The following is a 6,578-nucleotide window of genomic DNA, read 5'->3' as shown; positions in this document are numbered from 1 at the left end:
CGCTGTCGCCATCGCCCGAGCCGCCGCCGCCGGGGGCGGCCGCCACGGCGGCGCCCGCCCCCGCCCCGCCACCCGGAGGGGCGTCCCTGGGAGCGTCCGGAGAGACGGGCACGGCGGCGGCCGACCGCCTTCTCAGCGACCGGCTGGCCGCCAACGACCGCACCGTCGCGCTGATCCGCGAGCGCCTGCTCCAGCGCATCAACGCGGCCGCCGCGCTGGCCATGCCCCGGGCCAAGCTGATGGAGGACGTCGGCCGCATCGTCAGCGAGATCGCGACCGCCGAGACCCTGCCGATCAACCTCTCCGAACAGCGGGCCATCGTCCAGTACCTGCTGGACGACATGGTCGGCGTCGGCCCCCTGGAACCGCTGCTGACCGACGACACCGTGGCCGACATCATGGTCAACGGCCCCCACAAGATCTACGTGGAGCGGGCCGGCCGGCTGGAGCTGACCACCGCGCGGTTCCGCGACGCCGGCCACGTCGTCGGCGTCGCCCAGCGGATCGCCGCGTCGATCGGCCGCCACGTCGACGAAAGCAGCCCGACCTGCGACGCCCGCCTGGCCGACGGCAGCCGCGTCAACATCGTGCTGCCGCCGATCGCCATCGACGGCGCCTGCATCTCCATCCGCAAGTTCTCCAAGACCAACATCGACCTGCACGGCATGGTCGAGCGTGGCTCGCTGTCGGCGGCGATGGCCAAGACCATGGAGATCGCCGCGGCCTGCCGGCTCAACATCGTGGTGTCCGGCGGCACCGGCTCGGGCAAGACGACGCTGCTGAACGCGCTGTCGCGCCTGATCGACGCCCGCGAGCGCGTCGTCACCATCGAGGACGCCGCCGAACTGCAGCTGCGCCAGCCCCACGTGGTGCGCCTGGAGACGCGCCCGGCCAACACCGAGGGCACCGGCGAGATCAACCAGCGCCACCTCGTCAAGAACGCCCTGCGCATGCGCCCCGACCGCATCATCCTGGGCGAGACGCGCGGCGCCGAGGCGTTCGACGTGCTGCAGGCGATGAACACCGGCCACGACGGCTCGATGACGACGATCCACGCCAACTCGCCGCGCGACGCCATCGGCCGGCTGGAGAGCATGGTCCTGATGTCCAGCGCCAACCTGCCGCTGCGCGTCATCCGCAGCCAGATCGCCAGCGCCGTCAACCTGGTGGTCCAGGTCGAGCGCATGCGCGACGGCGTGCGGCGCATCCAGCGCATCTCGGAGATCGTCGGCCAGGAGGGCGACACCATGCTGATGCAGGACCTGTTCGCCTTCGAGATCGACACCAACCAGTTCGACGACCGGGTCGCCGGCGCCTTCCGCTCCATGGGATTCCGCCCCCAGTTCCTGGCGCGCGCGGCCTACTACGGCCTCGAAGAGGCGCTGCTGGAGGCGACCCGATGAGCGGCGGTGTCATCCACCCCGGCAACGCCGGGACCTTCCTGATGGCCGCCGTGCTGCTGGTCGGCTGCGGCGCCATCCTGTTCGCCATCGCCGCCCAGGGGATGGTCTCCGCGCGCTCCGACGCCCTGCGCGCCCGCCTTGCGCTGGTCACGCCGGACACCAAGGCGGTGGAGGCCGACGTGGCGCTCGACGAGCAGGACGCGGCGGCGCAGCGCGGCGTTCCCGTGGTCCGCCGGCTGCGCCGCTGGTACCTCCGGGTCGGCGGCTTCGCCGCCTTGCGGATCACCCTGCCGCTGGCGGTGGTGGCCGGCGTGGTGGTCGGCGGCGTCGCCGACCACATCTTCCTGTCGGGCATGCTGATCGCCGCCCTGTCCGGTGCGCTGGCCGGGCTGTTCCTGCTGCAGCGCGGCCTGAAGCAGGCGGCGATCAAGCGCCGGGTGGCCTTCCTGGAGCACCTGCCCGGGGCCATCGACCTCATCGTCCGCGTGGTGCAGGCGGGCATCCCGGTGACCGAGGCGATCGCGGTGGCCGGCAAGGAGGCGCAGGAGCCGGTGGCCGGCGAGTTCCGCGCCATCGCCCACCGCATCCAGCTGGGCATCGACGTCAAGGACGTCCTGCTGGAGGTGGCCGAGCGGGTCAACGTCCTCGACTTCGACTGCTTCGTGGTGTCGCTGATCGTCCAGCGCGAGACCGGCGGGCAGATCTCGGAAACCCTGCAGAATCTGGCGGTCATCGTGCGCCGGCGCAAGGACACGCGGGCCAAGGCCAAGGTGCTGACCGCCGAAGGGCGGCTGACCGCCAACGTCATTGCCGGCCTGCCCTTCTTCGTCGGCGGCGTGCTCAGCCTGCTCAACCCGACCTACATGTCCGTCCTCATCAACCATCCCACCGGGCGCACCATGCTGCTGGTGTCGCTGGGCTGCATCGCCGCGGGCATGGCGGTGATCGGCAACATCACGCGGACGGAGATCTGACGCCATGGCCGACGGGGGCGGGCTGATCCAGGGACTGCTCGGGGCGCTGCTGCTGATGGCCGCCGCCGCCCTCGGCGCGGTGGCGGTGGCGGCGCTGCCGCGCGACGACCTGCGGCGGCGGCTGCGCGGCCTGCAACGCGCCTACGGCGGGACCGCCGCCGCCGCCGGGGCGGACGAGGAGGAGGAGGCCCACGCCGCCGGCGCGGTCGTGTTCCGCGGCCTGCAGCGGTTCGCCGACCTGCTCGCCCGGCTGACCCTCGTCAGCGCGGCGCAGCGGCGCCAGCTCCAGCAGCTGCTGCTGCACGCCGGCGTGCGCCGGAGCGACGCGCTCAAGCTGCTGATGGCGCTGAAGGTGCTGGCGATGGTGGCGGGCGCGGCCCTGGCCGGCGTGCTGGTGCCGGCGGCCGGCCTGCTGCCGCCCGGGCTGGTGGTGACGGTGGGCGCCGGCCTCGCCGGCGGCCTGGTCGGCGGCATGCTGCCGGAGATCGTGCTGAAGCGCCGGGCCGGTGGCCGCCAGCGGCGCATCCTCCAGCGCCTGCCCGACGCCCTCGACCTCCTGATCATCTTCGCCAACGCCGGCTACGGCCTCGACCTGGCGATCCAGCGCCTGTCGCACGACCTGGCGCGCAGCGCCCCCGACATCGCCGACGAGTTCGCCGTCACAAGCAACGAGCTGCGCCTGATGTCCGACCGCGACCACGCCCTGGAGAACCTGGCCGAGCGCACCGGCCTGGAGCCGCTGCGCTCGCTGGTCGCCACCCTGATCCAGACCCAGCGCTACGGCACCCCGCTCAGCCAGGCGCTGCGCGTGCTGGCGACCGAGCAGCGCAACAAGAGCATCATGGAGCTGGAGGAGCGCGCCGCCAAGCTGCCGGTGCTGATCACCATGCCGCTGATCGTCCTGATCCTGCCCGCCCTCCTGATCATCGTCGCGACCCCCGGCTTCATCCAGGCCTCCCAGGCCTGGGGCGGGGCGAAGCACGAGAACGCCGCGTCGGCGCGGTAGGCCCATGCGCACGCTGCCCACCCCGGCCCGGCACCACCTCGACAGGGACCCCGCGGCATCATGCTGAATCCCCGCCCGCACAGCGACGATCTCGGCGGCCCGGCGCCGTTCCGGCCGGACGCGCCGGCGACCCCGGATCCCGTCCATCTCGTGGTCGGGCTCGGCGGCATCGGGCGCGCCACCCTGGCCCGGCTGCGCCGCCTGCTGGCGCAGCGCCGGCGCCGCGCGCTGCCCCCGGTCCCGGCCCGCTTCATGGCGATCGACCTGGAGGACGCCCTGCGCACGCCGCAAGGCGTCATGGCCGATCTCGGCGGCGAGCCCATCGAGACCGTCTTCACCCTCGACATGGCCAGCGTGCGGGAGTACGGCAACCGCCTCCAGGGCGAGGTGCGGGAGTGGCTGAGCCGCTACGACGTCGCCCGCGAGATCGGCAGCGACACCGTCGCCAACCCGCGCCGCCTGGGCAGCCTGCTCCTGGCCGCCAAATCGGCCGAACTGCACGCCCGGCTGGAGGCCGATTGCACCGGCCTGCTCGCCGGCCGGCCGCCGGGAACCCCGCTGCACATCCACGTCGTCGGCTACCTCGCCGGCGGCATCGGCGGGGGCGCCCTCACCCAGCTGCTCGCGCAGGTCCGGCGCAACCCGGCGATCGCCGCCACCAGCCACGTCCTGGCCTACGGCCTGCTGCCCAGCTTCGGCGCCGACGATCCCGACGGCGAGCGCCAGGCGGCGGCCGTCAACACCGGGGCCGCCCTGTCCGAACTGTCGCAGGCGCGCAAGCCGGCACCGCGGCGCGCCGACGCGGGCGAACCCCAGGACCTCGGCATCCAGCGCCTGTGCGACGAGATCCTGGTGATCGCGCCGCCGGAGGAGACCGGCCGGGCGTCGCGCGACCTGCGCACCCTGCCCGAGGCGCTGGCCATGGCGGTCCGCCAGCGCATGATGCTGGGCACCGCGATGGCGACCCGCGGGCCGGCCGAGCCGGCGACGCACCGGCCGATCGTCGCCCTCGGCCCCAAGGTGCTGACCACGGCGCGCGACGAGGTCGAGGACGCGCTGACGCTCTCCCTGCTGCAGGCCGGCCTCTACCAGATGCTGTACGCCCACTGGCGCCACCGCCGCGGCTTCGTGCCGGAGGCGTCCGGGCTGGCGGCGGCCGACCATGTCCGGCGGATCGACGCGCAGAGCCGCTGGATGCTGACCGCCGACCACCTGATCCAGTCCGCGGCCGTGCTGGCCGCCGACATCGCGGATCCGACATGGCGGCTGATGACCGAGGAGTGGACGCTGACCATCGACGGCGTCGTCGAGCTCGCCCGCACCCAGCCGCGCCGGGACTGGTTCGATTGCGTGACCCGCCTGTGCAGCCAGCGCTTCACCGAGGATTTCCGCGGCGTCGGCGTCCCCGGCTTCTACCGCGCCCGCCAGCAGCGCCGCCGCGACATCGCCCGGGAGATCCGCGGCAGGGTGGAGCGCGACCTGTTCGAGCAGTGGACCCGCGGCGAGCGCGGGCTGCACGACCTCCACCAGATCCTCCAGGCGCTGGTCGACCTGCAGCGCGAACGGCTGGCCGGCGTCGACGACCGCGTCGCCAACGTGCGCATGGCCGAGGAGGCGTGCCGCGTCCGGGTCGTCGCCGCCCACCAGGACTGGTCGCGTGCCGCCGGGTGGGGCTGGCTGAAGGGCAAGGACGACTCGGCGTTGCGCGCCTACGCCATCACCCTTCAGGAGCTGCACGTCAACATGACGCGCGCCGAGGGCTGGCTGTTCGCCAAGACCCTGCTGCCGGTCGTCATCGAGGAGCTGGAACAGCTCCAGGCCCACCTCGCCCGGCTGCTGCGGCTGGTGGCCGGCGGCGCCGGCGACGTCGACTTCGTCCTCGACGGGCTGTCGGCCCGGCTGGAGGAGCACGAGTCGACCCCGACCTTCGTCACCCATCTGTTCGACGGCGAGCGCCTGCAGCGCTTCGTCCAGGATCTGCTGTGCGACGAGCGCGGCCAGACCGCCCACGCCGAGGCGCTGCGCCACCGGCTTGCCGGGCCGGTCGGCGCGGGCGGGGGGTTCCGCGCGGTGGCCGACCGGGTCGAGACCGCCGACTGGCTGGCCGCCCTGACCGACGCCTGCCGCGACGAGATCACCGGACCGCGGGGCGCCTGGACGGCGCCGGTGGCGGCGATCCTCGACTCCTCGATCTACGACATGCTGGAGCACCGCACGGCCGGGGATTTCGCACGCCTGCGCGACATGGCGGCGCTGTTCGGCCACCACGCGGCGGCCCTTCTGCCCGACGCGTCGGACGGCCAGCTCGCCGCCCGGCTCTACGTGATGCTGCCCCGCGCCCCGCACCGCGACGGCTTCGTCAACACCCTGAAATCGGCGGTGTCCTTCTCGCGGCGGCACGACGTGCGCTTCGTCGACACCGACGAGGACGACGGCGCCGTCCATTTCCTCATGGCGACGTCGCCCTTCTCGATCCCCGACGTTGAGCTGCTGCGGCAGATGGACTGGCACTACCGCGCCTACGTGCAGCGCGACCGCTCCTACGCCATGCTGTCGCTGCACGCCGTCGGCGGCCCGGCCGCCCAGCCCGGAGAGCCGTCGCTGGACGACGCCGAACCGTCGACCCGGTCCCTGGCGCTGGTGCTGGTCGGCATCCCGCTGAACGTGATCCTGGAGCGCGGTGCCGACAGCCACGGCCGCACCGCCCTGTGGCTGGTTCCCAAGGACGCCGACGGCTTCGACGACACGCCGATGCCGCTGGCGGACGACCTGCTCACCGCCCCCCACCAGATCGCCGGAGGCGTCGCCAGCATGCTGGAGGACAACGTCACCCGGGCGCTGGCCGCCCATCCCGGCGAGGACGCCGCGCTGGTCGAGGCGATCGTCGACTGCGTCGCCCGCATCCGGCGGCGCTGCAACGACAATCCCGTGGACCCGATCTACCGCTCCTTCGTCGACGCCGGCAAGGCCGCCGCGGCGATGGTCCGCAAGCGCCGGCCGGACGGACCCGGCCATGGCTGACCGGCAGGGCATGTGCCCCAACATCGGCAACTGCGCGGCGGCCGACCAGCGGCGGCGCATCGCCCTGGCGGCCACCCCGGACGAACGCTGCCCGGACTGCGGGCGGGCCCTGCTCGAGGTGCCGGCCGGCCCCGCCCCCCGCGGCCCGGCGCCGGGCCGCCGCCGGGTCGCCCG

Annotated in this window: 5 protein-coding genes; all 5 read left to right on the top strand. The window is 73.8% G+C overall.

Features of this window, described 5'->3' with window-relative positions; translation table 11 throughout:
* Positions 1-1,403 (top strand): TadA family conjugal transfer-associated ATPase (locus tag AC6H2I_RS30210; RefSeq protein ID WP_497504500.1); only part of this gene is annotated, 1,403 nt, incomplete at its 5' end.
* Positions 1,400-2,377: a type II secretion system F family protein gene (locus AC6H2I_RS30205; RefSeq protein WP_497504499.1), complete on the top strand. Its 978-nt coding sequence runs from the start codon at positions 1,400-1,402 to the stop codon at positions 2,375-2,377. The genes AC6H2I_RS30210 and AC6H2I_RS30205, both read left to right, overlap by 4 nt.
* 4 nt (positions 2,378-2,381) lie before the next feature.
* On the top strand, positions 2,382-3,383 hold the full coding sequence (locus tag AC6H2I_RS30200; RefSeq protein ID WP_497504498.1) for a type II secretion system F family protein: 1,002 nt from the start codon (positions 2,382-2,384) through the stop codon (positions 3,381-3,383).
* A gap of 60 nt (positions 3,384-3,443) precedes the next feature.
* Entirely contained in the window at positions 3,444-6,404 is a 2,961-nt protein-coding gene (locus AC6H2I_RS30195; protein ID WP_497504497.1) for a tubulin-like doman-containing protein, read from the top strand.
* A partial coding sequence (locus tag AC6H2I_RS30190; protein ID WP_497504496.1) for a hypothetical protein occupies positions 6,397-6,578 on the top strand: 182 nt, incomplete at its 3' end. The genes AC6H2I_RS30195 and AC6H2I_RS30190, both read left to right, overlap by 8 nt.

Source organism: Azospirillum sp. NS33, from assembly GCF_059703765.1.
Note: the sequence above shows the minus strand (reverse complement) of the source record. Positions and strands in the feature narration are given on the sequence as shown.

Coding starts and splice junctions, on each gene's coding strand:
- AC6H2I_RS30205 (WP_497504499.1), top strand. CDS start 1,400: ATGAGCGGCGGTGTCATCCACCCCGGCAACGCCGGGACCTTCCTGATG.
- AC6H2I_RS30200 (WP_497504498.1), top strand. CDS start 2,382: ATGGCCGACGGGGGCGGGCTGATCCAGGGACTGCTCGGGGCGCTGCTG.
- AC6H2I_RS30195 (WP_497504497.1), top strand. CDS start 3,444: ATGCTGAATCCCCGCCCGCACAGCGACGATCTCGGCGGCCCGGCGCCG.